This window comes from Bartonella sp. LJL80, assembly GCF_054871565.1.
In genome coordinates this window covers 146,599-173,516 of sequence record NZ_JBTXLM010000006.1, presented here as the reverse complement: position 1 = coordinate 173,516, position 26,918 = coordinate 146,599, and the positions used below count along the sequence as shown (strand labels likewise).

Sequence of the window (26,918 nt, the reverse complement as noted above, 5' to 3'; positions counted from 1 at the left end):
TCACTTGCCTCCGTTATAGCCGGCGCCTGGCGTAAGGAATCTGCGACGTTGTTCGCGCCCTTGTTCTGCGGCAGCTTTTCGTTCTGCGGCTTCAAGGTTGTTGGCACGGTTGGCCGAGATTGCGACAGCAATCATATCGGCTATTTGTTGGCTCAAAACTCCCAATAACTGATTACCAGCTTGTAAGGCTTGCAAAGAGCCTTGTGATTGCTGGCTTTGCTCGATCAGATTTTTCATTTGGGTCTTGTTGGTATCAAGATTGCTGACGGCTTGCGCCTGAACACGCATAGAATCCTGAATGCCGCCCATGGAATTGCGCCATCGCTCTCTGGCACCTTCGACAAGCTCTTTGTCGCTCGCGCTCATATTAGCTTCGCCATAAGTGGTGCGGAATTGCTCATCAATAGAATTGACATTGTAATTGATGTTTTGCGCTTCACGCAGCAGGCTTTGGGTGCGTGTGATATTTTGCTGCAATTGCTGTAGTGCCGAATAATCGAGCTTGGTCAGATTTTTGGTCTGGTTGAGCAGCATTTGTGTCTGGTTTTGCAGCGCACGGATTTGATTGTTGATCTGGTCAAGCGTGCGTGAGGCGGCAAGTACGTTTTGCGTATAATTGCTCGGATCGAAAACAGTGATAGCCGAGGCAGGCTCGGCGAGTATTGTTGCTGCAATAATGGCCGGCAAGATATAATGGGAACGATAGGTCATGATACATGCTCCTCTGTGAAGGGTAAAAAGGAAGGGATGAGTTCAAGCGCCCAGGTCAGATCCTTGTGGATGAGCCATTGGCGCAGGAAGTCGCTGCGTTGATGATTGGCAAGAATGTTGCTTATGGCCTTGTGATCTTCTTTTAAGGAAGCGGCACATAAAGCGAGTGCGATTTCTGAAAGGCCAAGCTCGAACAGGCGGTTGCCGCGGCGCGACTGGCAATAATAGTCCAGCTTGGGTACGGAACGGGCGAGGATTTCTATTTGCCGGTCATTCAGGCCGAAACGGCGATAGATTTCGGTGATTTGTGGTTCAATTGCTCTGTCATTGGGCAATAAAATACGGGTATGACAGCTTTCAATAATGGCGGGCGCAATCGAGCTACCGTCAATATCGCTGAGGGATTGGGTGGCAAAAATAACGGAAGCGTTTTTCTTGCGCAGCGTTTTCAACCATTCGCGCAATTGTCCGGCAAAACTGCTATCATCGAGAACGAGCCAGCCTTCATCAATGATAAGCATGGTCGGGCGTCCATCAAGACGATCCTCTATGCGATGAAACAGATAGGCCAGAACCGCAGGCGCGGCACTTGATCCGATGAGGCCTTCGGTCTCAAAGGCTTGTACCGTAGAATTAGAAAGTTGTTCGGTTTCAGCGTCAAGAAGTCTATGCGGTCCACCGATGCAATAAGGCTGCAGAGCCTGTTTCAGATCATTGTTTTGCAGCAGGACACAAAAGCCGGTTATGGTGCGTTGTTCCGGCGGTGCGGAAGCAAGTGACGTTAGTGACGACCAGATATGTTCCTTGATTTCTGGTGTGAGAGCCAAGCCCTCGCGGCGCAATATGTCAGCAATCCAGCCGGCCGCCCAACTGCGTTCATTATGGTCATCAATACGGCGCAAGGGTTGTAGGGCAACACTGTCTTTCTGGTCTTCGCTGATCGAGCCGCCAAGATCATTCCACGAGCCATCCATAGCGAGTGCGGCTGTTCGGATTGAACCGCCAAAGTCAAAAGCGAATATCTGCGCGCCTGCATAGCGGCGAAACTGCATGGCTATCAGCGAAAGTAGTACCGATTTACCGGCACCGGTCGGCCCGACAATCAATGTATGACCGACATCGCCAATATGCAGACAGAAACGGAAGGGTGTGGCACCTTCTGTCTTGCCAAAGAATAAAGGCGGCGCATTGAAATGCTCATCCTTGTCATCACCGGCCCAGACGGCAGACAAAGGAATGATATGTGCCAGATTAAGCGTTGAAATGGTTGGCTGGCGGACATTGGCGTAAGCATGGCCGGGCAGCGAACCGAGCCATGCATCTATGGCATTGACGCTTTCCAGCATACAGGTGAAGTCACGGCCTTGGATTGTTTTTTCGACAAGGCGTAATTTTTCGTCCGCTTTGGCTGGATCTTCATCCCAAACGGTAATGGTTGTTGTCACATAGGCTTCGCCCACTTCATCAGAACCAAGTTCCTGCAGGGCTAGATCGGCATCCGCGGCTTTGTTTGCAGCGTCGGAATCAACAAGGGCTGTTGCCTCATTGGTCATCACCTCGCGTAATATGGCTGCAATCGATTTGCGCTTGGCAAACCATTGCCGTCTGACTTTGGTAAGCAGACGAATAGCATCCAATTTGTCCATTAAAATAGCGCGTGTTGACCAGCGGTATTCAAAGGCAAGTTGATTGAGGTCGTCCAAAATGCCCGGTGTTGTGAGACCAGGAAAGCCGGTTATGGTCAAAATTCTTAAATTGTTTTGCCCTAATTTTGGCTCAAGCCCGCCAGTTAGCGGTTCATCTGCTATGAAGGCATCAAGATACATCGGTGTTTCAGGGGTTTTGACCTTCTGCTTTTTTGTCGAAACACAGGAGTGGAGATAGGTCAGCGTTTCATCATCGTTGAGCCAACGACATTCTGGCATGAAGCCTTCAATGAGCTGCAGAATACGATCAGTGCGATCAATAAAATTTTTCAAAATTTCATATGGATCGATACCGTTTTTTTCGCGGCCTTCGTAAAACCAGCTTTCCATTTTGGCCGCTTCTTCTGCGGGCGGCATATAGAGAAAAGTCAGATAATAGGATGATTCATAATGACTGCCTTCTTCATCAAAGCCGGCGCGGCGTTCGGCATCGACCAGTTCCGAAGCGGCATCGGCAAACTGACATTCTGGATATGGGGCTGCAGGATGGCGCTGTGCCTCGACAAATAGTGCCCATCCCGAGCCAAGCCGGCGGAAGGCATTGTTAAGACGCGCGGCAATGCCAACGAGTTCTGCTGGTACGGCACTATCAAGATCGGGGCCACGGAAGAGAGCAGATCGTTGAAATGCACCGTCTTTATTGAGGATTATACCTTCGGCAATCAGTCCCGCCCAGGGCAGATAATCGGCAAGCAAGGCATTATGTTTACGGTATTCGGAAAGATTGAACATAATCATACTCCGAATAATGTTGGAAAACGCAAATGGCGGCGTCCAACTTCGACAAAAAGCGGATCGCGTTTTGCTGCCCACACGGCCAGCAAATGACCGACAAAGCCGAATATGATGCCGATGAGCCATAGCCGCAGGCCAAGGCCTAATGAGGCGGCAATGGTGCCATTGAGGATTGCAAGTGCGCGCGGTGCGCCACCAAGCAGGATATGTTCAGTCAAAGAACGTCTTACCGGCACGACAAAGCCGGGGATTTCGTAAAGCTCACTCATAGGATCAACGCGCCTCCCGAAAATGAAAAGAAAGACAGGAAGAAAGAGCTGGCGGCAAAAGCGATGGAAAGGCCGAAAACAATCTGTATAAGTCTGCGGAAACCGCCAGATGTGTCGCCAAAGGCCAGGGATAAACCGGTTACAATGATAATGATTACCGCTACAATTTTGGCGACCGGACCTTCGACTGATTGCAGGATTTTGTTTAATGGGGCTTCCCATGGCATTGATGAACCTGCCGCATAGGCATTTGAGTGCAGCGTGACCAGTGCAAGGTTGGCAAGATTGAGAATGGCGATAGGATTTCGCCATAGTTTACGGCTGTTCATTTGAACCTCCTATATTTTGGGTGACGGGGGATAGTTTGAAATCGCCTTTTTCATCAAGGCCATCGACAAAAGCCATTTCGCTCAAAGTCCGGTTTTTGCCGCGACCGCGCAGGACAATGACAAGATCAATGGTTTCAGAAATGAGAGCTTTGGGGACGGTTATGACCGCTTCCTGAATTAACTGCTCAAAACGGCGCAAGGCACCAAGAGCTGTATTGGCATGGATTGTGCCAATGCCACCGGGATGCCCTGTGCCCCATGCTTTGAGAAGATCAAGCGCCTCACGGCCTCTGACTTCGCCAATAGGAATCCTGTCTGGGCGAAGCCGCAAGGAAGAGCGGACAAGATCGGAAAGTGATGCCACACCATCCTTGGTGCGCAAGGCAACCAGATTGGGAGAATTGCATTGCAGTTCCCGCGTATCTTCAATGAGAACAATGCGCTCGTTAAGATCGGCAATGACGGCAAGCAAGGCATTGGTAAGCGTTGTCTTGCCGGATGAAGTGCCACCGGCGACAATGATATTTTGCCGTTCCATAATCGCATGGCGCAGATAATCGGCCTGCCATTGGCTCATGATGGTGTTGCGGACATAATCATCGAGTGTAAAGACGGCAACGGCCGGTTTGCGAATGGAAAATGAAGGTGCGGCGACAATAGGAGGAAGCAATCCTTCAAAGCGTTCGCCGGATATTGGCAGTTCTGCAGACAATATCGGGGATTTGCGTGTGGTTTCGGCACCGACATGATGGGCAACTAGCCTGATAATGCGTTCGCCATCGGCAGGCGCTATAACAATGCCTGTATCATCAAGACCGTCAGAGAGGCGGTCGATCCAGAGTTTTCCGTCAGGATTGAGCATGATCTCGACAACATTGGGGTCATCAAGGAAGGTTTGGATATTGGTTCCGAGCGCGCTCCGAAGCATCCGCGTGCCACGGGAAACCTGTTCTGCTTCTTGATGAATGGTTGTCATGATGATTGCCCTGATAAGGTAAACTCTGGATCAGGAAGCAATAGTGATGCTTGAAATTAAAATATTTCAATATCAAAATGAGTAATAAATCATAGTATCTTAGGCGGTATTATTCAGTCGTAAAACTTTTTTTACGCCTGTGGATAAGTAATAAAAAAAATATATTTACTAATAAATTGTATAAAGTGCGATTAAGTGTTATTTGTTTCTATTCAATACGCATAAATACTATTTTTGTTTCATTGATATAGTTTGTTACTGGTTCTATTTTCTCTTGATTTCAAGAGGAGATAAATCATGCCTTCGAATAAAATTTTATGGGGCCCGATTTTATTTGTCTTCATCATCATTATCACAATGTTATGGATTGCTACGCAATGGGTGGCATGGTCATTGGGGTTTCAGCCGCAATTGGGTCCACCGTGGTTCACTCTATTCGGATATCCGGTTTATGTGCCTGGCGAGAATTTGTGGTGGTGGTATCTCTATGATGGCTATGCGCCTTCAATATTTGCGCAAGGCGGCATGATTGCCGCTTCTGGCGGAATTATATCGGTCATAGTTGCCATTACCCTGTCTGTCATGCGCGCGCGCGAGGACAAGGACGTCGAGACATATGGTTCTGCCCGTTGGGCTGAAAAGGCAGATATAGAGAATGCAGGCTTGTTCAAGGATGAAGGGGTTATTCTTGGTCAATATGACAATGACTATCTGCGTCATAATGGTCCTGAGCATATATTATGCTTTGCGCCGACCAGATCCGGCAAAGGTGTCGGGCTGGTTGTACCAACATTGCTGACATGGGAAGAGTCGGCCATTGTCCATGACATTAAGGGAGAAAATTGGGAGCTGACGGCCGGTTTTCGGGCGCGCTATGGCCGTGTTCTGTTGTTTGATCCTACCAATGCCCGCTCTGCTGCTTATAATCCTCTACTTGAAGTGCGCAAAGGCGAATGGGAAATCAGGGATGTCCAGAATATTGCCGACGTTCTGGTTGATCCCGAAGGTTCGCTTGAAAAACGCAATCACTGGGAAAAAACAAGCCATTCATTGCTGGTCGGCACGATTTTGCATGTTCTTTATGCAGAAAAGGACAAGACACTGGCAGGTGTGGCTTCTTTTCTATCTGATCCTGAACGCTCCATCGAGGCGACACTGATTGCCATGATGCGCACGCCGCATTTGGGTGATGGCAAAGTTCATCCGGTTGTTGCCTCCACAGCGCGGGAGTTGTTGAACAAGGCAGAGAATGAACGATCCGGTGTTTTGTCCACGGCCATGTCGTTTCTCGGCCTATACCGTGATCCGGTGATGGCAGAAGTGACAAGCCGTTGCGATTGGCGCATTGCCGATATTGTTCATAATAGAGCCCCGACAACGCTTTATCTCGTCGTGCCGCCTTCTGATATTTCGCGCACAAAACCGCTTATTCGTCTCATTCTCAATCAGATGGGACGACGGTTGACGGAAGATTTGCATGACAAGCAGAGAAAGCACCGTGTTCTGATGATGCTTGACGAGTTTCCGGCACTCGGGCGGCTGGATTTCTTTGAATCCGCGCTTGCGTTCATGGCGGGCTATGGAATGAAGGGTTTTCTGATTGCCCAATCTTTGAACCAGATCGAAAAGGCCTATGGCAGCAATAATTCAATTCTCGACAATTGTCATGTCAGGGTTTCTTTTGCCACCAATGATGAACGCACAGCCAAGCGTGTTTCGGATTCGCTGGGAACAGCTACAGAAACCAAAGTCATGCGCAATTATGCTGGTCACAGATTATCGCCTTGGCTTGGTCATTTGATGGTTTCCCGCTCTGATACGCCACGCCCCTTATTGACCCCGGGCGAGATCATGCAATTGCCGCCGGAAGATGAAATCGTCATGGTATCGGCCACGCCGCCGGTCAGGGCCAAGAAGGCAAAATACTATGCCGACAGGCGATTGAACGAGCGCATTGTTGCGCCGCCCGTTCTTGAAAGAAAAAGCCATGTGGGTGCCAATGACGATCCTTGGAGCAATCAGGTTATTGCCGCGGAGTTGGTGGATGATCAATTCGAGCCAACCAAGGATAATGATAATGCAGGCATCAGGCGCGAGCCAATGTTGCCGGCACATGAAGAAATTGTGCCACCAAATAGCGAGAATGAATATCTGCAGGAATTTGCTGCTTTGACAGGTGATGATGAAGAGAGGCTGCAAAACAATAACCGTCAACTCAACCGGCAAATGCGCGGGCTGGCACGCCAAGCCTCGCTAGATCAGGATGATGGATTGGAGCTTTAGGAGGTTGATATGAGAACGCGCAATACATTTTATCTGGAATGGGAACTGCAGCGCAAACTTGACGATATGGCAAAGACCAGACAGGTTTCAAAGACTGCCATTATTGAAGCGGCTATAGCCTCGTTTCTGACACCGGAAATGGAAGACAGCAAGGAAGCCGTTCTTGTTCGACGTCTCGACAAGATCGGTCGCCAGATGGATCGCATCGAGCGTGACAGCATTGTGGCACTGGATACGCTTGCCTTGTTCATAGAATTCTGGCTTGCCACCATTGAGCCAGTCGAGACGGAAGCGCAGGCACAGGCTCGTGCCAAAGGCAAGCAGCGGTTTGATGCGTTTGTTACGACACTCGGCAAACGTTTGCAACGTGAAAAACACTTCATCAAAGAAATATCGAATGAGATAAATTGTTAAATATTATAAGTGGATTTCATTTATAAAACAGGACGAAAATTAAGAAAACTAATTACGCATTTTATCAGTGCAAATTTTATCTTCTTTCATGGACGGATGATAGACCTGCCACAACAGAAAAAACACTGAAATGATACTTATTAAAGTTCTCACCCATGATAAAAAAGCCAATCCAGTATAGCGTAAGAGCAGACCTCCAATGATTGAACCTGTCATAACGCCTGTATTAAATGCTGCAATATTCATCCCAGAAGCAACATCGATGGCTACATGTGCATAACGGTTTGCGAGCATGATCATTCGTGATTGTAAAGGGGGGATCGCCCCGTAAGTAGCAAAACCCAGAAGAGTGATCATGACAAACATTGCAATGGTGCTGTTTTCCGAAAAGCCAGTAAGGAGTAGAGCGACCGTAATACAAACCACCATAAGGGTGGATGTATAATCCATACCTTTACTGTCGATAAGCCTACCTGCAGTTAGTGTTCCAACGGCCGATCCAATGCCATAAGCAAGAAGAGTCGTTGAAGCCAACTCCACCGACATGGAAGTTATTTGCAGCAAGATTGGTGATATGAATGTATAAAGAATAAATGAGCCGGTGAAAGATAACATTGGTACGCTTGCACCAGCCAAAAGATGCTTATTGATAAGCACCTTCAGGTGCCGTTCCCTCTCATGATTGCTAGTTTCTGTGTCACCTGCCCCATGTGGCATGAAAGTAAAAATACCCACACTACCTATAAGACCGCATACTGCAATAATCAGAAATATAAGTTGCCAGTGTAGAATGCTGCCAATCCAAGTACCTATGGGAACACCTAACGACATCGCAATAGTGATGCCTCCGAAAACCAGTGCTATTGCAGAACCTGATTTTGAAGGTGACACTAATCGACTTGCGACGCTCGCAGCAACTGCAAAAAAGACGCCATGAGACAACCCCGACAGTAGTCGGGCAATTAAAAGCAATTCCAAATACTCAGAAAATCCAGCGATAATATTGCTTGCAGTAAAGACTAACATAGCTGTCAACAATAGACGTTTGCGTCGCCATTTTGATGCTAATGCAGTCAAGATCGGTGCCCCGATAACAACACCTAGGGCATATGCTGTCACAGTAAAACCAATATTGGAAACATCCGTATTCAAATCAACCGCCATAGCAGATGTCAGTCCAATAGTGATGAATTCTGTAAAACCAATCGCAAAAGCACAAAGCGAAAAAATATATATAACAAGAGGCATGATTTGCTTTCCTATTCAAGACTCTGGCTATCTTGAATATTGCTATTTTATAATGTTTGAATTTGATGAAAGCTCCGAAGAGAAGCTGTATAAAAGAATGACAATTCTGTGCTTTTAGCGATAATGAAGTTTTTAAATATACATGCCTTATCAATATTTTTTTCTTCTAACTGTCTGTAAAAACTAACTATATCGTTGCAGTATGTTGGTACACCTGCCTCGGTTAAAAGCCTCATAGTTTTTTGCATATTTGAAGATAAAGACATGGCAAACTTCCAACACAACAAATATCTTGATATTTTTTATCAACTTATATACGCTACAATATGACCGCCGGTCGGTCAATAAGTAAAATAGCAAGAGTTATTTCACAAGGAAAATTTAATGTGGCATGGGAATTACTTGCAAAAAATGTATATTCTCGGCGTAATGTATTGGCAGGTGTGTTATGTGCAAATTTGTTAATGCTTTCTCATTTGGCGAAAGCTGCCACGTCTGATTCGAAAAAAGCAATCATCGATATTGCTGGCCGCAAAGTTGAGATTACCGGCCCGATCAGAAGGATCTTGCTTGGTGATGGCCCGATTGCCTATGTCATGGCGCTTCTCGTACCAGAAAACCCTTTCGCTAAGGTTATTGGTTGGGGCGATAATTTCAGGGCTGCCGATCTCGATGGTTTTCGCGCTTATGCGCGTAAATATTCGCAGATTGAGAAAATCCCCGCTTTCTCAAGCGGCACATCCGTTGCGATCGATAGTGAATTTGCCATCTGGCTGCAGCCCGATATTGTCATTATGAATCTGAGTTCGCGCGCATCGGCGCAAGCCTCCGGCCTGCTCGACAGGCTGGATGATGTGGGAATTCCGGTTATCTTCATCGATTTTCGTACCGATATGTTTGGCAATACGACCAGAAGCATTCTGATTTTGGGCGAGCTTCTGGATCAGCAGCAAAGAGCCGCTGCCTTTATCCAATTCCGGCAGGAGCAGATAGAAAAAGTGCTCGAGCCTTTGTCAAAGGTTTCATCCAGACCGACCGTCATGATTGAACGGGCTGCTGGCCTTTATGATGATTGTTGCCTGACCTATGGCAATGGCAATTTTGGAGAAATGATCCGCGTTGCAGGCGGTGATAATATCGGTTCGCAATTTATTGCCGGTATATTCGGGACACTTAACCCAGAACAGGTGATTGCTGCCGATCCCGACATTGTGCTTGTGACCGGTGCCAATTGGTCGCTCTATTCGCCTATCGGCGATTGGGTTAAACTTGGGCCTGGCAGTGATCAAAAAGAGGCGCTTTCCCGTTTGTCGCGTTTGATGCAGCGCCCGGCCTATCGCACGTTACGCGCAGTTAGGGAACACAAGGTTTATGCCATATGGCACCCTTTTTACGATAATCCCTATTATTTCATAGCTCTGCAGCAAATTGCCAAATGGCTGCATCCTGAACTTTTCATCTCGCTTGATCCCGAAAAAACCTTTCAGGATCTTCATCAACGGTTTTTACCCATTCCCTATCAATCCGGTTATTGGGTCAGTATGGATTCAAGCACATGACCAATCAGGTTTTGACAACGCGCAAAGATGGGCGGGCCTATTACACCCATCTTATCCGCTATCGTTTCATGATGCTTGTATTCATGGGAGTGATGACACTGGCTTGTTTCTTGCTTGATGTCTCCATCGGTCAGGCAAAATACAATGTGGCCGAGGTCATATCCGCTTTATGGGATTGGAATAGTAATGTCGCCATTCAGGTTATTTTATGGGAAATCCGCTTGCCGGTCGCCTTAACGGCTCTGGTTGTTGGTGCCAGCCTTTCGGTTGCAGGCGTGGAAATGCAGACCGTGCTTGATAATCCGTTGGTGAGCCCGTTTACTCTGGGGCTTTCGGCCGCGGCCAGTCTTGGCGCCGCACTCGGTTTGATCTTGGGTATCGGCATTTTGCCCGCATCTCTTGTGGCGTTTTCCATACCGATCAATGCTTTTCTCGTCTCGATGCTGGCAGCGTTGCTGATTTTTCATTTGAGCAGACAGCGCGGCATCACAACAGAGATGATCGTGCTGCTTGGAACAACACTGGTCTTCACCTTCACCGCATTGCTACAGGTGTTGCAATATATCGCCCCCGATCAGGCCTTGTCTGCCGTGGTTTTCTGGACCATGGGCAGTCTATCACGCACAAGCTGGCTGAAATTGCTGATGATGACCATTGTGTTTGCGGCCGTCTTTGTATTCTTTGCGCGCCAAAGCTGGTCGCTGACAGCCATGCGCTTGGGCGAAGCGCGTGCAACAAGCCTTGGCATTCCGGTTATGCGTGTGCGGTTGCGTGGTATTCTGCTTGGTAGCCTGCTGGCTTCTGTCTGTGTGTCCTTTGTCGGCACGGTTGGGTTTGTCGGACTGGTCGGGCCGCATATTGCGCGTATGCTGATTGGCGAGGACCAGCGCTTTCTATTACCGGCTTCGGCCTTATGTGGCGCTTTCATGATGTCGGCGGCATCGGTTCTCAGCAAATCATTGGTTGAGGGACAGACCATCCCGATTGGCATTGTAACTTCACTTGTCGGAGTGCCTCTTTTCTTCATTCTCATCTTGCGCTCAAGGCAAAGATAATGGCTCAACTCACCATAAAAAACGTCACTTTGTCCTATGGCACAAACCCACCTATCTTAAAGGATATTTCCATAGGACCGTTAGCAGGAGGGCAGATGATTGCGCTTCTTGGTTCCAATGCGGCGGGCAAATCCACATTGCTCAAACGCATGGCCGGCCTTTTGCAAAGCGACGGTTCAGTCGAGATTAACGGCAATGCTGTTGAAACATTGCCTTCATGGCATTCTGACTATCCAGCTTATGTGCCGCAGGATATCACCATGGTCTCAAGCATGAGCATTTTTGAGGCTGTATTGTTGGCAGGCAAACAAGGTAGCGGTTGGGCGGTTAATCATAATGATCTCGATCGTGTCATTGATGTTCTCGATATGGTTGGTATCGCTCATATTGGGCACTTAGCACTGGCCTCTTTAAGTGGCGGTCAAAGACAACTGGTTTCTATTGCGCAAGCTCTGGTTCGCGCTCCACAAATTCTGTTGCTTGATGAGCCGACAAGTGCGCTCGATCTCGCCAATCAGCTCGACATGCTGGAACTACTGAAAAGGCTTAGCTATGAGCGAGGGCTTTGCATCGTTATGGCAATCCATGACATCAACCATGCTTTGCGCTTTTGTGATCAGGCCATCGTTTTACACCAAGGCTCAATCCTTGCTGTAGGAGACTCAAAAGAGGTGCTAACCGCGAGTTTGATGGAGACAGTTTATGAGGTTGAGGCATTGAATGAAACCTCTTCGCATGGGCTGGACTATATTATTGTCGAACGATCATTGAGAAAAATAAGACAGGCCGTTTAAAGGCAAAAAAGAAAATTTTCTTTTGATTTGTTCAATTTAGCTGGCTCATTCATACCTGTCGCATGTTGTTTTGGAATGATTATAAAAGATATTTATTGACCGACAGTCAGTCGTGTTTTAACAAATGATTACTTGATGATTTTAGTCATGTTAAGGAGGGTTAAATGGTGTCAAGTCGCTCAGGGGCGTTGAAAAAAAAATTATTTGCATCTGCATTGATGCCTATTTTTTTAAGTAGCGCACCTGTTTATGCCCAAGATGATGAAATTGATGAAAGCATCAGAAGGGCTTCTGTTGGAACAATCTTACTTGAAACTGTTGTTATCGGTAGTGGAGATGACACAGGTGTTGTTGCTTATAAATCGCAAACAGGAATGAAAACTGACATTCCAATTCTTGAGACTCCTCAATCTGTATCAGTTGTAACGAGAAAACAATTAGACGAGCAAAAGCCGATTAATACCAGTGCTGCTTTACGGTATACAGCTGGCGCTACAAGTGAGGCATATGGTGCGTTTGGTAATTATATCGATATTACGCGTATTAGAGGGATTCAAGCTGACTATTATCTTGATGGACTTCGCGTTATCAGTAATCAAGGTAGTTGGTTGCCACAAATTGATCCTTTTGCCTTGCAGCGGATTGAAGTTCTAAGAGGTCCATCCTCGGCACTTTATGGGCAAGGCACAGGTGGTGGAATTATCAATCAGATCAGTCGGCGTCCAGAAGCCGTTACTTCTCATGAAATGATTTTGCAATATGGCAGCTATCAAAGAAAATCTCTTGGATTTGATAGCACTGGTCCTCTTAATGCCGATGGCACTTTCCTATATAGATTGACTACGACCGGATTGGAAACGAATGATCAGGTGGAAGACAAAGAGCATCAACGATTTTATATTGCACCTGCGATAACTTGGCGGCCTGACGCATCCACTTCATGGACAGTGATGGCGACTTATTCTCGCGAGCCTCATATTCCTGATTATATCGGTTTACCCGGGGTTTTACTTGGCTTAAATCATAGTCATTACCCTCAGTTAAATCGCAAGCGAAATTATACTGATATTGATTATAATGCTTCGACCCGTAATCAGGCATCAGTCAGTTCTTTTTTTGAACATGAATTCGATAATGGTTGGAAATTGACATCCAATTCCAGATATATGTCGGTTGAATCCCATATTAAAAGGAGCATCGTTTACGGATTTACAGATGTAGGTGGTGCGCCTTATCTGCGAGGCTATTATGAAGATACGCCGGCGGAGATGAAATCGTTTTCAACCGATAATTATATCAGTGGAAAGTTTGATTTAGGTCCCACCGAACATAATCTTCTTATTGGATTTGATTATTCGGTCGGCAATCTTTCCAATGCGCTCTATAGTGTTGGACCAATTTTATTTGATCCATTTAAACCGGATTATCGTACGCATATCATTCCTGACTTTACGGCCAGTCGGGCAGCCCCTTGGAAAGTTGATAGAGATTTTAATCGAACTGGTATTTATGCTCAGGATCAGATTGCACTCGACAAATGGCGGTTAACTTTAGGGGGGCGTTATGATTGGTCAAATTCGGATGATGAAACGTATAGCTATAGCGCTACACCACGAAATGTGAAAAATCAGGATCGTGCTTGGAGTAGTCGTATTGGACTTGGTTATCAGTTTGATAATGGCATAGCACCTTATATCAGCTATTCAACTGCTTTTGATCCGTTATTGGAATCTGATTGGGAAGGTAAAATGTTCCAACCGGTTGAGTCTAGGCAGACCGAGATTGGGATTAAATATAGCCCACCAGAATCCATTATGATGTTAAGTGCTGCAATTTTTGAACTGGAACAAACCAATGTCAAAACGGGAGATGCACTCCATCTGGGATATAATATGCAAGCCGGTGAAGTGCGAACAAGAGGTTTGGATCTTCAAGCAAGCGCAGAAATAGGCTTGGATTTTGAAGTGGTTGCTGGTTATACATATCTTGATAATGAGGTGCTTAAGGATACACGCTATCAAGGTAATGGTCTAACGCAAATTCCCAAGCATACGGCTTCTCTTTGGTTAAATTACCATATGGAGGATGGTCCCTTGAGAGGGTTAAGTGTAGGTGGCGGAATGCGATATCTCGGCTCGACCTATGGTGATCCAACAAATAATTTCAAAGTGCCAGGTGTTACATTAGTTGACTTGGCGTTAAATTATGACTTTGAAAAAATTTCAGAAGAATTTTCTGGTGCTAGTTTGGCGTTAAACGTGAGTAATCTATTCGATAAAGATTACGTCGCAAGTTGCACGTCACAATTATATTGTTTCGTGGGATCTGGCCGGACAATTACTGCATCAATGAATTATCGTTGGTGATTTGCGTTATGTGTAAGCAGCATCATCAAGCAACTATCAACAAGATCAGAAGCAAAGAATTTGCTGTCTTGCACATTGCCTGCAATTATTTCATCGGTTGCTCCGTGAACCCCGGCATAAATCAAAAGCGCTACAGCTCTTGGGTTTTTAGGAGACCAAAAACCGGCTTTAGTGCCGCCTTCGATAATTCCCATCAAATTATTGACAAGAATGTTTTTGTCAGCATTCAATCGGTTATGGTGGTGATGGTTGGTGTATACAATGTCATGGATTTTGTAGGTGTTTATATATGTTTCCACACTGGCTTGAATCCATGTACGCAAGCGACCGACCCAGTCATCTTCGCTGCAATGATCTATCGCTTCTTGCAATTTTTCTTGGAATTGTTCGGTATAGCGTTGTCCCAAGGCTTCCAGCATTTCATTTTTGGACGTGAAGTAGTGGTAAAAGGTACCTTTAGCCACATCCACAGCCTCGACTATATCGCTTACTGTTGTGGCTTCAAAACCTTTAGCAAGAAACAAGTCAAGTGCCGCATTCATCAATTCGTCAAGACGCACCTCTGCCGGTTTGGTGCGTGGGCGTCCCGGTTTCCTGACTTGCTTTTTTTCAGCTTTCTTCATTCGTCTAAAACCTTGGTCTTTTTATTTCGTTTTAGTTTAGACCGACAGTCGGTCATGAGGCAAGTTACGTGAAGTATATTAAAGGATATTTATCATGTCATCAACACAGCGTTATGCAGCTGCTGCCGCTGCTTATCTTGGAACCTTCCTTGCCTCGCTCAGCATCAGCATTGTCAGCGTAGCGCTTCCGACATTGCAAACTGAATTGCAGACAGATATTGCCGGTCTGCAATGGGTGGTCAATGCCTATGCGCTTTGTTTGTCAGCATTTATGCTTTCGGCTGGCCCTATCGCCGACAGGCAAGGCCATAGGCGCGCTTGGCTGATCGGCGCGGTGATCTTTACCATCGGCTCTGCTTTATGCGGTCTGGCGTCATCCTTTTCAATGTTGCTGATTGGTCGTGCCATACAGGGTATATCAGCAAGCCTGTTGATATCGGGTGCCATGCCGATTCTGACCCATGCTTTTCCCGAACCGGAAAAACAGGCCCATGTCATTGGCGGCTGGTCGGCTTTTTCGGCATTGGCTCTTATTCTCGGGCCGATTATTGGCGGCATTTTGATTGCGACAATGGGCTGGAAAAGCATTTTCCTGATGAATATCCCGCTTTGCCTGATTGCTATTGTTTTGGGACTATGGGGAATACCTGAGCATAAATATCCAGATGATGCGGCGCGTGATCCTTTAGGCCAGTTTATCAGCATTATCGCTCTTGGTGCTTTGACTTATGGCATGATTGAGGCTGGCTCTTACGGCTTTAGCGGTTTTATTCCGATTGTTTCGTTAATTGTCGCGGTGATTGGTTTTATCCTTTTTGCCATCATTGAGATGCGTGTCAAACAGCCGCTTCTGCCCTTGTCCTTGTGTAAACAGGGCGAGTTCAGTGTTTTAAACCTTGCTTCTTTTGTGCTTGGCTTTTCCTATTATGCCTGCCTGTTTTTCTTCTCGATTTATCTGCAGCAGATTCAATCATGGACAGCGACGCAAGCGGGTTGGCGGATGTTGCCACTATTTGCCATGACCGGTCTTGTATCCATGCTGTTTGGCCGATTGAGCCTATGGCTCTCGGTGCGCCATCTCAATCTGATTGGCTATAGTCTTATCGGAATTGTCATGTGTTCGATGTTTATTCTGGGCAGCCAAACGCCCTATTGGCAGATTGCGATCCTATTTGCTTTTATTGGTGTTGGCGCAGGTATGACGGTTCCTGGAACAGGTGTAGCTATAATGAGTATCTCGCCACCAGCACAATCAGGCTCTGTCTCGGCTATGCTCAATGCCCTGCGCCAAGCCGGTATGACGATTGGTGTTGCCTTTCTCGGTACCATCATGAGCAGCCGCGCCATATCTGTTCTGGAAAGCAGCCTGCAGACTAGCGGCTTTGACAATGCCGGTGCAATCGCAGTCCAAGCTGTGCAGCAGCATGATATTGAACCGCAGCTTGAGCCTTCACTCACCGCAGCGATGGAAAGCGGTTTTCATTGGGCGATGATATTGGGTGGTCTGAGCTGCCTGATCGTTGTTGTTTTAATGTTGGTTGTTCATAAAAGTGATGAGCATAAATTTCATCCAGAACAGGTAATTCGGAGATGAAATTTATAAATATAAAGAACGATTTTTCTGAATATTCCAATCAATACCACCTGTTTTTCTAACCATGCCTTGGATCATGCGCTTTTTTTGCCGCTCGATTGAAGGTGCCCAAGGTACAAGCTGAAAACCAAGGCCATTATCCAGCATAGCGTAGCGGCCAGACATGAGAGAAAACCGGCGTTTATAAATGCCTTTCACTGTTTCACCCTGTTTGTTTTTTTGATATTTTAGGCCAGTTTCGGCCTCGATCTTTTTTGCAAGATTGCTGATCTCTTTTTCTTTGAGATTGCTGATTAAATTGGGTACCGGTTGCAGGCGTTTGTTTTTAATTTCGGCAAGTCCTTGTTGCTGCAAAAATTCCAGCCGGAGTTTTTTGGACTGAATGACTTCCTTGCCAAAACCTTTGTTAGAAATTTTCATCGGGTCGTGCTCGACAAGGCGATGATCAAGCCAGGTTGCGCCTTCGGCTTTGATTTGCTGGCTGAGGTCAAAATCTGATCGCAATGACATGATCATGGTTGGTGTTTTGGACTTTGCATTTTCCAAAGGTCGCAGCTCAACAATGCCGCCACTTTGAGGGGCGTGTTCAAACACATTGATATTGGGAAAACGGACGTAATGGGCTTTGCCATCGACGCCATCAATAACTGCATAGGCTTCCCCGGTTAATTCGTCATGAAGCCCTTTTTCGACAAGCCTGCCAATGACTGGTTTGGGTGTGTTGTTGATCTCAAATTCCCGGTTCTGGTTTGATAGTGCTATATGCATGGTTTTGATAATATCACCGCGGATTGCAAGACTTCGCAAAGTAGCTTCCGCATCGGGTTTTATCATCCATTGTGATGGGCCGATATTTTCAGCCAATGACATTTTTCCAAGATGCTGCAATCGGCCAATCATCAGATTGCGCCGTTTCATGCCATATTCATTTTGAGTTGAAAGTCTCAGATCAACAGCATTCATTTCATCGGCAACTCCCATCAGTTCCCGATCCAGTTTTGTCCATCTTTCTGCTGTGACTTCGCGCTGCAGGGCTTTTTCGATTTCATGCTCCGGTTTTGGGCCAAGCTCGATAGAAACAAGTTCCTCGGCGCGAGATCGAAAGCCGTGACTGATATAGTCGCGGGCAATCACCAGATCCTTGCTATTATCAGCTTTGCCACGAACAACAACATGAATATGCGGATTATCCGTGTTCCAATGTTCAATCGCCTTCCATTCCAGACTGGTATGGAGATCGGCTTCCATCTGTTTCATCAGATCACGTGTAAAGGCTTTCGTGTCTTGCAGTTCTGTCATATCTTCTGGCGAGACAATGAAACGGAAATGATGGCGATCATCTTCACAAGATTTGGAAAATTCCAGATCATCTGCAAGGTCATGTTCAGCGTCAAAACAATGGGCCTTTTCACCATCTTTTGTCACGCCATCCCGTTTAAGATAGTTCATGTAAACTGACATGGACTTTGCACGAAATTTTTGCCCAGCATGTTTGATAATACGTGCCTTTATTATGACGCGCCTATGAGGTGTAAATAGGCGATATTTTCCAAAGGATGAATTGCCTCTGCCAAAATTATTCTTTGATCGTGTCGCAATTGATCTGCCTTTGAATCTTCCGGATTTAAATCCGGTGGCATTGGCTGCTTGGAGGATTTTTTGCAAGTAAGTTTGTGCTTTTGCAGGACGTGCTGATTTTGTCTTGCCCATTTTAATGTTAAATTCTTGATTTTGTTCAGACATTTGATATAAATCCTGCGGTAAAAGATTATTTTGGTTCCAACTAACTTATTGTAAAATAACGATAAGTTTAAAAAACTGGTACCAAGCCCATATCGACCGAAAACAAAACCCGCATATATATCAATAGGTTGAAGACTATTGATGTATGCCTTTTTATCTTGCCCTTCCAAAACAAGCTCATAATCAGACATACCGGCTCTTGTTTTTTAGGTTTCTCAAAGACTGTTCAACGCGTACTGACCGACACAAAAAGTCTGTCATTTATATCGGCTTTAGCCATCTTAAAATCGGCCGTTTCCAACCTGAATTGACCTTTGTTTTCCCTGCTTGCAAATAATGTTGAAGCGCGCCAATTGGCTTTTTTCTCAACCTTTATTGTTGGTGATTTTCCGTCCAGAACCGCTTCAACCTTGGCAACATATGCGCGGGTTTCGGCAGGCAAGGCGCGACCTTTCAAATGGCTTTGATAACGTCCGGGGCCTGCATTGTAAGCGGCGAGATAACCCTTTTTGCCAAATTGCAAATACATCTGTTTGAGATAGCCTGAACCGGCAATGATATTGTCATGCGGATCAAAGGCATTTTTGCGCAAACCATATTGTTGTTTCAACTCTGCATAGGTATCGGGCATGATTTGCATCAGCCCCATAGCGCCAGCAGGTGACACAGCTTTAGGGTTCCATCCGCTCTCGACAGTGATGACAGCCTTGATGATTTGTTGCGATAAAAGAAAGCGTTTCGCGGCTTCATTGATATGTTTTTCATACGGTTTGTGAATGAAAAGCTGTGTATGTTTTTCAGGATTTGGAGCAATTTCGGCGGCAATAAGTGGGCCGGAAAGAAAGAAAAAGGCGGCGGCTGTTGCCGCTGTCCTTGCAAGATTTAAAGTCTGTTTCATTCGCTTTCTTCCATTTGTGTTTTTCTGCCCGGCTTGTTCCAAAGCAGGCTCCATGTGTTGTTGTCGGACTGATCCTGAAATAGAAAGGCCTTGATGCTATGGCTCAATACGGGCGAGCTGACTTGAACAGACAGATAGTCACCGGCATTCTTCCCTTTCCTGTGCCACGCATAGCCGATGGTTATGTCAGGGCTTTCGGTGAGGACAAGGCGATAGGCTGCAGCATGATCATTCATTTGTTCGGTGGCCTCAAATGAACAGCCACAATCGATCAGCAAAGATCTGATATAGCCGTCAAAGTGATTATCAATCTTGGTAAAAGTGCCAATCTTTTGCATTGTTTTTTCCTTTCATTGAGTTGGTGGAGTGAATAACGGAACCGCTTTGCCGATAATGGTCTTGACCGGCAGCGGCCCGAAATAGCGTCCGTCAAAACTGTCATTGACGGAGGTATTGAGTAAAAAAATTTGCTCTGGCTTGAGTGTCTGGCAACCTTGCCAAACAGGTAAAAGCTGTTGCTTTTTGTCTCTTTCCAGTGCTTGGGCGACAGCTTTTCCGTCAATTGAAATGAGGTTGTTTTGACGACAAATTGTTTGTCCTGAAACCGCAGCAATTGTCTTAAGCAAGGGAACATCTTTATCAAGATAGTGGCGCTCTGACATATAGAGGCCAAGCTCTGCGGATGGCTTGGCAATAACAAGATCACCAATCGCCAAGCGATCGTGGGCAGTAATCCAATAAAGGCCGATTGGTTGGCTTGCCGAGGCATTCCAGATCAGCTTGATCGGCATGGCGATCAGTGCCGGTAGGAAAAGCAAGATGATGGCTAAAAGCATCCATAGGCTTATATTGCGCAGTGTCATAGCCCAACCTTTTTACGTTTAAGCCACGCCTGATGTTGTTCTGTCGTGTAGATATGCGGTTTGGAGTGGACAAGGAGTCGCGCATGGACATGCCGCCAGTAGTCGGGGGAGACTTCGGTAGCATTGATGCCAGAGCGTTCGATTTCGGTTATGAGGTCTAAAACGTAGTGGACATTGTTGAGACCGTTTGTTTTGAGCAATAGAAGGCCGCCAGGACGCACGAAGGGGATTGTCTGGTACTTTTCCTCACGATCAACGCTTTGCACGATGTCGAGCCTTGAAACGACTGTACCGTAATCATTGGCCGACCAGCGGACAAAGGCAAAAACCTCATTGGGATTTAATCCGACAGTTCGGCGGTTCTTGTCTGTTCGATGTTCATAGACCGTATTGGCAAATTTAAGCCAATGCTCGATCTTGCCTTCGATCCAGATCAGGTCAACCAGGGTGAGCGGCAACTGATTTGTTTTGGTCATGATTTTGTCCTCCTATTCAGGCGAACAAGGGCATGGCCTTTCAAAACCTTTTTCTTGACGGGATCTTGTGGTGGTTTGATCGCCTTCGGTTTGTGTTTATCCACAAAGGGTTTTTTGAATAATAAGTTAGATTCTCTGTTAGTTAGATAGTTAAGGGAGCGAATTTCTTTTTGTTTACATGAATTTAAGTGGTGTTTTGGTTCCCGATAGCCCGATAAAAGGGTTCCTGATAGCCCGATAGTTCGGGTTCCCGATAGCCCGATACCGTTCTCAGCTTTTCCACAGGCATGTGCAAAACTTAAAACAGGTTCACCGATACGGTTCGCGCGTTCTGAAAGTTGATACTCTGGAAATGGCTGGTTTGCGATAATCCTGCGCAATTCAAAGACAAATTTTTTGAAAGGCGCGAGACTTGCCGATTTGGGATAAAGATGACGGAATTCAAACGCCCATCCATTCTTGCCGACATGCTTTCTGATGAGCCGATAAAGCCATCTTTCATAGCCGCTGCGGATGGAAAAATAACCAGGGTGAAGGGTTAAAACGAGGGTTTCATCATTGGCACCGTTAAATAACCAATCAGGAAAAATGATTTCCAATCCAATCGGTTTGCCTCGGTGATCAGTCTTTTCGTGCCATTCATTGATCCAAGAAAAGCGGTGTGCATAGCGGTTATTTTTTTGCCGGATTGAAGTGGAGATAGTGGTGGATTGCAGCCGGTTTAATGACGCCTTTAATCTTTTGTAACCGCTTTGACCAATATCACGCTCAATGAATTTTAGTATCTCATAGCCGCTTGCGTGATAGCGCTTTTGTGCGATCAAACCTTTGTTTTTTGCTGTCACAATTTGGGTGATTGCCCAGATAAGAATATCGGCATCCCATATCGTGGCAAGCCCATATTGATTGACGGCTTCAACACGTAAAAACACATTGCCGGACTGGTATTCTATAGGTTCAATGCGCTTGTTTTTCGACAGGGAAAAGAATGGATAGGCCATCAAATCTTGCAAATCACGCGGCAAATATGAGGGTGATTTCATGATTTTTGATCCGCTATTGCACAGATTTCAGCACCTTCTTTTTGGCTCGCCTGATACTCGGCAGTGCGCAAATGCGGCTGGCTTATCCAGACTTCCAGATCTTCGATCGTGTAAACAACACGACGACCGATTTTGTAAAAAAGCGGGCCTTGGCCGGTGATACGGTATTTTTCAAGTGTGCGTGGCGAGACACCGAGATAATGGGCAGCTTGAGGCGTGCTCATATATTGCGGTGGAAATTTAAAAGATGGCGTATTCATTTTTGCAATTCCTTGGGCAAATTTGGAACTGCAAGAATTGTGTCTGATTTATTGCTGGCAGAGGGTGTAATATTTTGGGGGGTACCTAAAAATTACACCCCCTTGTTAATATGCTGTTTATTTTTTGCGGTTCTGTCGCAGCAGATTTTTATAACCGCCATTGACCATTCGCAGGCCGTCTTGCAATAAATTCAATGTTTTGATGCGCACTGACGATGTTTTCCAATGGGTTCCTGCAATCATTTGTTCCCCGAATATAGCTGTCGCTATTTCACGAGTGCTGGCTACGCCTGATTGCGAATCCACGGCCTGCAACATCTTGATCAGGCGTAGTTTCTGCATTTTGGTCAGTCTTTGATCGGGTGGAATTCTATAGCCGTTGATCGCACATAGGAGGCGATGATGTCCGGTGAGTCGGTCCGGGTCATTGCCAAGGGCAGTTAGCAAGGGTGTTTCGATGAAGTCATCGGAGCCATAGCAAGCAATGCGTAAGTGATGTTGCTCGCGATTGAGGATCAGATCCCAATGGTCATTGCGTTTGCGCATATGGTTGATTTGGCGGTAATAAAGATAGATGCAATGCTCTTTTGGAATGAAAGACATAGGAGCAGCAGGGATCATCTGAACGGTTGTGGTATCCAGATCAGGCTGCCAAAAAATTGGTTGTTCATAAGATGATTGCCACGGATTAGCCGCGAAAATCCAACCCCCAGATATTATCCGTCTCGAGAAACTGGAAACTTAAAAAGGCTGATTTCCATTTCTCATATAAAGATTGATAATTGTGATTGCGCCTTAAAAACTCCCAGGCAAAATCATCTGCATTATAGTCAATAAGAAATTGGTAGCTGGATGATTTATGCCAATCTATAATCTCGGGCTTCATTTGAACCTCCCGGTTTTGTTCCATCCTCTTGTTATGTTGGATTATTATTTGCAACCGGATTTAAATATTTGTTAAAATGATGACTTTCTAATTCAAGTTTAATGACACTTTTAAATTTTTAGTGACTGACGGTCGGTTTATTATAGAATTAGGGGCGGAATGGTGGCGCGGCTGGCAAGTATTGCCGGCCGCGCCATCGGCGGCAAAATAAGCGTGAACATGCAAAAGAGTGGGCGGCGTCCTTGGTAGACGCCGCCTGTTTTGTCAGAAGGGAATTTCGTCATCAAGATCGACTTGAGGGGCTTCTTCTTCCTTTTTTGCGAAAGCTCCCAGGAAGCGGATATCTCTGGCAAGGATTTCAGTGCCATAGCGTTTCTGTCCCTTGTTATCCAGCCATGTGGTGTAGTGGATCGAGCCGGTAACGATAACTCTTGTCCCTTTTTCACAATGTTTGGCAACATTTTCAGCCTGTTTCTTGAAGCAGACAATCCGGTGCCATTCGGTTTTGGTTACGGCATAGCCCTTTTCGTCACGTTCAAGATGGCCTTCCTTATAGACCGGTTCGGAAGTGGCAAGGGTGAAGTTTGTGATTGTCATTCCGTTGCGTGAATTACGGCTTTCAGGGTTTTGACCGATATTGCCTTCAAGAAATACGATGTTAGTCATTTTAAAATCTCCTATTTTTCTGATCGAAAGGCCATTTCCATCGATAAGACCGTGAAAAATCTCACCGGCAACAATGTCACTTGCCATGGGCAAGGTATCCCGGAGTCAGCGAGTGGTGCGGGCAGCCGCGCAGCGGCAACACGGTCGCGTAACGAAGCGGATTGGCATTGGTGAAGGGAAGATTTAGGTCTAAGCATCGAAGGGAATGCTTTTTGATTGGGAAATGAGATTTAAATGACAGACAATTGGATTCTATTGAAGGATGCAATATCGTGGCAAAGCCCGGCCGTAAAATGCGCATCAACGGGATGGCAGTCATGAACTTTCATAACCCTTGTCTCTTCATACCGGCCTATCAAGGCCATTGAACGTGATGAACGAGGACTATGTGACCAAAGCCAAATGGTGCGGTGTCTATTTCAAGAAATGGCTAGAAAATGCCAACCATTATGAAAATGGACAATGAGTGTTGCCGGTTCGTTTCACAAACCGCATCATGGATGGATAGCAAGAGATAGAATGATAATGGCACTATCCTTGTCAGGGATATTTGCACCCGGGGCTTGCAAAGAAGGAGATGGAAGCGTTTCAAGACGGCCTTGAATGACTTTCCCTTTTGACAAAATAAGTGTTGTTTGTGAAAGGGTGCCGACCAATCGCATGGAAACGCTAATTTTGCCGCCATAATTCCGCTGGGTGGGTGGGAAAAAGAAAAATGATGGCGCTTACGCGCCACCAACTTTCCATACTTTGATGCCGAGCTTGCGCGCTTTGTCGGCAAGATTATTCTGGATGCCCGAGCCTTGAAAGATGATGCAGCCGACAGGCAATTGAGCCAGCATCTTGTCATTGCGCCGGAATGGTGCGGCACGATTGTCGTGTTTCCAGTCCGGCAGGAATTCGATTTGCGGAATATTGCGGTTTCTCGCCCATAACTTGGCAATATGCTCCGCACCTTTCTGCGAACCACCATGCAGCAGGACAAGATCGGGATATTTGATCTGGAGTTTGTCAAGGATGTTCCAGATACGGTGATGGTCATTAAAGTCAACGCCGCCGGAAAGAGCGATTTTTGTGCCGTGCGGAATGAATATCTGCTGTTCACTCTGCTTGCGAGCGGCGATGAAGTCACGGCTGTCAATGATGGCTGCGGTCATGTTCTTGTGCGAAACAAGTGACGAACTGCGTGGCAGCCAGGCATTGCCGATATGGAATTCATAGGCTTCTGCCGCAATATCGCGCAATATCTCCATGACATTGCGCCGTTCAACCATTGATAGGCCTTCGGCGGTCAAGCGTTCCAGCTCAACCGATTTGACTTCCGAGCCATCCTGCTCTTGCGAGCTGATCTTTTGCGAAATCTCGTTCTTGTCGAGATCACGCTCTGCGCGGCTGACGGCAAGATGGAAGCAATTGACAGTTGACCAGAGCAGAGCCGGAAGATCGGGTTCCAGTCGTGTTTCCTCAAAAGTCGCGACAAGAGCATCAAAGATGTCGGCAACAGCTTCCTTGATACGGGTAACTTCGGGCAAGGGCCGCGGATCGGCTTCATCAACAAACGGTCGATAGCCATATATCTGCAGCTCGTTAATGGCATAGGCCGTTGCAGAACCGAATTCGGTGTTGGTGGTATCCTTCAAAGTTGTCATTTTATAGTCCTTTCCTTTTGCCCGCGACATGCGGGCTTTGCAGGCATTGACCAGCACGGACATGGCCGACCGGTCATCCGCAAGACGTGATGCCTGACGGACGGCTATTTTGTTTCGCGATGCAAAGGCGCAAGCCGGCGGAAAATAGTCGGCTGGCAGGCATTGACCGGACGGGCTGTCCGTGCCAATGCCCGCCATCAAAGCCCGTATTCGCGTGTCAAATCTGGAAGGATAAAGGGCGGCTTTATCTGGATGCCAGCCGTTAATCGTGTTCTTGCCGGCCCTTTGTCAGGTGTCCAGATATTGCCGGTCGTTTGGATGAAGCATGTGGGCAAGCCTTGCACGCAAGTATTCTGGACCATGTGCTTGCAGGTCATCATTGAAGTCGTTGTTTTTGGGAAGAAGCACGACTGTCTCTATACCGGCCTCTGAGGCGCGGTCAATCAGTCGTCTTGTGGCTTCATCGCCGGCAGCATCGTTATCATGCGCGATATAGAGCCGCCGCAAGGATGGATCAAGGGGAATGGATGGCAGATGGGATGATGAGCAGGCGGCATGAGCGGTAAATTGCGGCAAAAGGACATGCAATGATAGCACGGTCTCAATGCCTTCGCCGACAAGCTGGATGCGGTTGACTGTACCAAAACGGATAGACGAGCCGACAAGATCACCCATAGCCTTGCGAGGATCGCTGATTGAAGCCTTTTTGGCATTGATCGAGTTGAGGAAGGTGCGATGCAAGCCGGTTATCTGGCGGCAATTGTCGGTCAAAGCGCCGATCATGGCCGGAAGGTGATGGAATGTCCCGTTTGCTGTCTTGAAATAGCATTTGGGATGGAATCTCAAATAATGCGGCTCATTGTCAAGATAGATGCCGCGTTTTTGCAGATAGGTTTCAGCCAAGGTATCGCGTATCGGGATTGACAGTGACCAGAGCTTCTCAACAGATTGCCGCTTTGTCGGTTCTTTGGCTAATGTATTCGGTACAATATGGGGGTTTTGGCTGTTATATGCTGGAAGTGACAAGAAGTCTCTCGCCTCGCGCAAGATATCTCCCATATCGACAAGGCCTAGACTTTCTCTGATAATATCCAGAAGATCGCCATGCTCGCCGGTGGCGCTGTCATTCCATTTGCCTGCGGCTCCGTTATGGGTCGCATGAAGGCGTACATACATGGATTGGCCGGGTGAATTGTTTATATCGCCGACAATCCAGTAATTGCCGTTTTTTTTGCCATTTGAAAGATATTGTCGGCAAAATTCCTCAGTACGGTCGGCCAATTCATAGGCAATATCGGAAATAGAAAGAGCATGTCATTGTAACCTCGTTTTGTTCGGGTTCCAATGACATGCTTCTGCTTCGGAGCATTGCCGATAATAATCGAGTGTGTGATCTGTGTAAATGGGTTCAACCGTTATGATCATATGCTCGTTGCTGGCAAGGCCATAGATTTCACGTAGCGAAAACGCGCCGATTTTTGCAAAACCAAGACCAAGATCAAACAGGCCGTGATAAAGATCAGGTTCATTGCTGTCGCGCTCGGTGATCAGTATATTGGCCTCAGTACCGATCATTTTAAGCGCGACCTTGGGAATGATATTGGATGGATCAATGGTTTCGTTCCTGGCTGCATCGGCAAGCAGCCTGTCAACGCAGTTGCGCAGTCGAATATAGGGTATCATTGGATTTCTCCATATTTTGAAGAATAAAGCAAACAGGGCAACCAATGATAAACATGGCCGCCCTGCTGAATGATTGGAAATTGGTATAG

Annotated in this window: 28 protein-coding genes; 7 read left to right on the top strand and 21 right to left on the bottom strand. The window is 46.5% G+C overall.

Features of this window, described 5'->3' with window-relative positions; translation table 11 throughout:
- Genes trbJ through trbB form a run of 5 tightly spaced genes read right to left on the bottom strand, consistent with a single transcriptional unit; the run spans position 1 to position 4,726 of the window.
- Positions 1–711, bottom strand: coding sequence for a P-type conjugative transfer protein TrbJ (gene trbJ, locus ACYSNS_RS11110; RefSeq protein ID WP_461723227.1), 711 nt, complete (start codon positions 709–711; stop codon positions 1–3).
- A complete protein-coding gene (gene trbE / locus ACYSNS_RS11105; protein WP_461723226.1) occupies positions 708–3,149 on the bottom strand; it encodes a conjugal transfer protein TrbE in 2,442 nt (813 codons plus the stop codon). Before trbE ends, trbJ begins: the two co-directional genes overlap by 4 nt.
- A 2-nt stretch (positions 3,150–3,151) precedes the next feature.
- A complete protein-coding gene (locus tag ACYSNS_RS11100) occupies positions 3,152–3,421 on the bottom strand; it encodes a VirB3 family type IV secretion system protein (RefSeq protein ID WP_461723225.1) in 270 nt (89 codons plus the stop codon).
- The gene (locus tag ACYSNS_RS11095) at positions 3,418–3,750 is read right to left on the bottom strand and encodes a TrbC/VirB2 family type IV secretion system protein (protein WP_461723224.1); all 333 of its coding nucleotides are present in this window, start codon (positions 3,748–3,750) and stop codon (positions 3,418–3,420) included. The genes ACYSNS_RS11100 and ACYSNS_RS11095 overlap by 4 nt, the downstream gene beginning before the upstream one ends.
- On the bottom strand, positions 3,737–4,726 hold the full coding sequence (trbB, locus tag ACYSNS_RS11090; RefSeq protein ID WP_461723223.1) for a P-type conjugative transfer ATPase TrbB: 990 nt from the start codon (positions 4,724–4,726) through the stop codon (positions 3,737–3,739). Before trbB ends, ACYSNS_RS11095 begins: the two co-directional genes overlap by 14 nt.
- A 297-nt stretch (positions 4,727–5,023) precedes the next feature.
- On the opposite strand from trbB, the gene ACYSNS_RS11085 reads away from it, so the two are divergent.
- Complete coding sequence (locus ACYSNS_RS11085; protein ID WP_461723222.1) at positions 5,024–7,009, top strand: conjugal transfer protein TraG; 1,986 nt, start codon at positions 5,024–5,026, stop codon at positions 7,007–7,009.
- A 9-nt stretch (positions 7,010–7,018) separates the two neighbouring features.
- Entirely contained in the window at positions 7,019–7,423 is a 405-nt protein-coding gene (locus ACYSNS_RS11080; RefSeq protein WP_461723221.1) for a CopG family transcriptional regulator, read from the top strand.
- A 48-nt stretch (positions 7,424–7,471) separates the two neighbouring features.
- Here the strand turns inward: ACYSNS_RS11080 and ACYSNS_RS11075 are convergent, their stop codons facing one another.
- Entirely contained in the window at positions 7,472–8,671 is a 1,200-nt protein-coding gene (locus tag ACYSNS_RS11075) for an MFS transporter (protein ID WP_461723220.1), read from the bottom strand.
- A gap of 386 nt (positions 8,672–9,057) precedes the next feature.
- On the opposite strand from ACYSNS_RS11075, the gene ACYSNS_RS11070 reads away from it, so the two are divergent.
- The 4 genes from ACYSNS_RS11070 (at position 9,058) to ACYSNS_RS11055 (ending at position 14,445) form a co-directional block, all read left to right on the top strand.
- Positions 9,058–10,230, top strand: a complete 1,173-nt coding sequence (locus ACYSNS_RS11070; protein WP_461723219.1) for an ABC transporter substrate-binding protein — start codon at positions 9,058–9,060, stop codon at positions 10,228–10,230.
- Positions 10,227–11,285, top strand: a complete 1,059-nt coding sequence (locus tag ACYSNS_RS11065) for a FecCD family ABC transporter permease (protein ID WP_461723218.1) — start codon at positions 10,227–10,229, stop codon at positions 11,283–11,285. Before ACYSNS_RS11070 ends, ACYSNS_RS11065 begins: the two co-directional genes overlap by 4 nt.
- The gene (locus tag ACYSNS_RS11060) at positions 11,285–12,079 is read left to right on the top strand and encodes an ABC transporter ATP-binding protein (RefSeq protein ID WP_461723217.1); all 795 of its coding nucleotides are present in this window, start codon (positions 11,285–11,287) and stop codon (positions 12,077–12,079) included. Before ACYSNS_RS11065 ends, ACYSNS_RS11060 begins: the two co-directional genes overlap by 1 nt.
- A gap of 164 nt (positions 12,080–12,243) precedes the next feature.
- Positions 12,244–14,445, top strand: coding sequence for a TonB-dependent siderophore receptor (locus ACYSNS_RS11055; protein WP_461723216.1), 2,202 nt, complete (start codon positions 12,244–12,246; stop codon positions 14,443–14,445).
- On the opposite strand, the gene ACYSNS_RS11050 is transcribed toward ACYSNS_RS11055, so the two are convergent.
- Positions 14,433–15,068, bottom strand: a complete 636-nt coding sequence (locus tag ACYSNS_RS11050; RefSeq protein ID WP_461723215.1) for a TetR/AcrR family transcriptional regulator — start codon at positions 15,066–15,068, stop codon at positions 14,433–14,435. The two genes, ACYSNS_RS11055 and ACYSNS_RS11050, sit on opposite strands and share 13 nt — an antisense overlap.
- 94 nt (positions 15,069–15,162) lie before the next feature.
- Between ACYSNS_RS11050 and ACYSNS_RS11045 the strand changes: the two genes are divergently transcribed.
- Positions 15,163–16,662, top strand: a complete 1,500-nt coding sequence (locus ACYSNS_RS11045) for an MFS transporter (protein WP_461723214.1) — start codon at positions 15,163–15,165, stop codon at positions 16,660–16,662.
- A gap of 3 nt (positions 16,663–16,665) precedes the next feature.
- Here the strand turns inward: ACYSNS_RS11045 and ACYSNS_RS11040 are convergent, their stop codons facing one another.
- From ACYSNS_RS11040 to ACYSNS_RS10975, 14 genes are all read right to left on the bottom strand, one after another.
- A complete protein-coding gene (locus tag ACYSNS_RS11040; RefSeq protein WP_461723213.1) occupies positions 16,666–18,123 on the bottom strand; it encodes a relaxase/mobilization nuclease domain-containing protein in 1,458 nt (485 codons plus the stop codon).
- A 50-nt stretch (positions 18,124–18,173) separates the two neighbouring features.
- Positions 18,174–18,596: a hypothetical protein gene (locus ACYSNS_RS11035; RefSeq protein WP_461723212.1), complete on the bottom strand. Its 423-nt coding sequence runs from the start codon at positions 18,594–18,596 to the stop codon at positions 18,174–18,176.
- Between the two features lie 35 nt (positions 18,597–18,631).
- On the bottom strand, positions 18,632–19,303 hold the full coding sequence (locus tag ACYSNS_RS11030; RefSeq protein WP_461723211.1) for a lytic transglycosylase domain-containing protein: 672 nt from the start codon (positions 19,301–19,303) through the stop codon (positions 18,632–18,634).
- Positions 19,300–19,641, bottom strand: a complete 342-nt coding sequence (locus ACYSNS_RS11025; RefSeq protein ID WP_461723210.1) for a DUF736 domain-containing protein — start codon at positions 19,639–19,641, stop codon at positions 19,300–19,302. The genes ACYSNS_RS11030 and ACYSNS_RS11025 overlap by 4 nt, the downstream gene beginning before the upstream one ends.
- 12 nt (positions 19,642–19,653) lie before the next feature.
- Entirely contained in the window at positions 19,654–20,166 is a 513-nt protein-coding gene (locus ACYSNS_RS11020) for a S26 family signal peptidase (RefSeq protein ID WP_461723209.1), read from the bottom strand.
- On the bottom strand, positions 20,163–20,642 hold the full coding sequence (locus ACYSNS_RS11015) for a DUF2840 domain-containing protein (protein ID WP_461723208.1): 480 nt from the start codon (positions 20,640–20,642) through the stop codon (positions 20,163–20,165). Before ACYSNS_RS11015 ends, ACYSNS_RS11020 begins: the two co-directional genes overlap by 4 nt.
- Positions 20,639–21,685, bottom strand: a complete 1,047-nt coding sequence (locus tag ACYSNS_RS11010; protein ID WP_461723207.1) for a replication initiator protein A — start codon at positions 21,683–21,685, stop codon at positions 20,639–20,641. Before ACYSNS_RS11010 ends, ACYSNS_RS11015 begins: the two co-directional genes overlap by 4 nt.
- Complete coding sequence (locus ACYSNS_RS11005) at positions 21,682–21,945, bottom strand: helix-turn-helix transcriptional regulator (protein ID WP_461723206.1); 264 nt, start codon at positions 21,943–21,945, stop codon at positions 21,682–21,684. The genes ACYSNS_RS11010 and ACYSNS_RS11005 overlap by 4 nt, the downstream gene beginning before the upstream one ends.
- Positions 21,946–22,062: 117 nt before the next feature.
- On the bottom strand, positions 22,063–22,548 hold the full coding sequence (locus ACYSNS_RS11000) for a DUF2285 domain-containing protein (RefSeq protein WP_461723205.1): 486 nt from the start codon (positions 22,546–22,548) through the stop codon (positions 22,063–22,065).
- An 85-nt stretch (positions 22,549–22,633) separates the two neighbouring features.
- Entirely contained in the window at positions 22,634–22,831 is a 198-nt protein-coding gene (locus tag ACYSNS_RS10995; RefSeq protein WP_461723204.1) for a transcriptional regulator domain-containing protein, read from the bottom strand.
- A 264-nt stretch (positions 22,832–23,095) separates the two neighbouring features.
- Positions 23,096–23,584, bottom strand: a complete 489-nt coding sequence (locus ACYSNS_RS10990; RefSeq protein WP_461723203.1) for a single-stranded DNA-binding protein — start codon at positions 23,582–23,584, stop codon at positions 23,096–23,098.
- Positions 23,585–24,222: 638 nt separating this feature from the next.
- Positions 24,223–25,146 (bottom strand): DUF2493 domain-containing protein, encoded by a 924-nt coding sequence (locus tag ACYSNS_RS10985; RefSeq protein WP_461723242.1) that lies wholly within the window; start codon positions 25,144–25,146, stop codon positions 24,223–24,225.
- 288 nt (positions 25,147–25,434) lie between these two features.
- A complete protein-coding gene (locus ACYSNS_RS10980) occupies positions 25,435–26,427 on the bottom strand; it encodes a DUF7146 domain-containing protein (protein WP_461723202.1) in 993 nt (330 codons plus the stop codon).
- Positions 26,428–26,460: 33 nt separating this feature from the next.
- The gene (locus tag ACYSNS_RS10975; protein ID WP_461723201.1) at positions 26,461–26,829 is read right to left on the bottom strand and encodes a DUF2958 domain-containing protein; all 369 of its coding nucleotides are present in this window, start codon (positions 26,827–26,829) and stop codon (positions 26,461–26,463) included.
- Positions 26,830–26,918 lie beyond the last annotated feature (89 nt).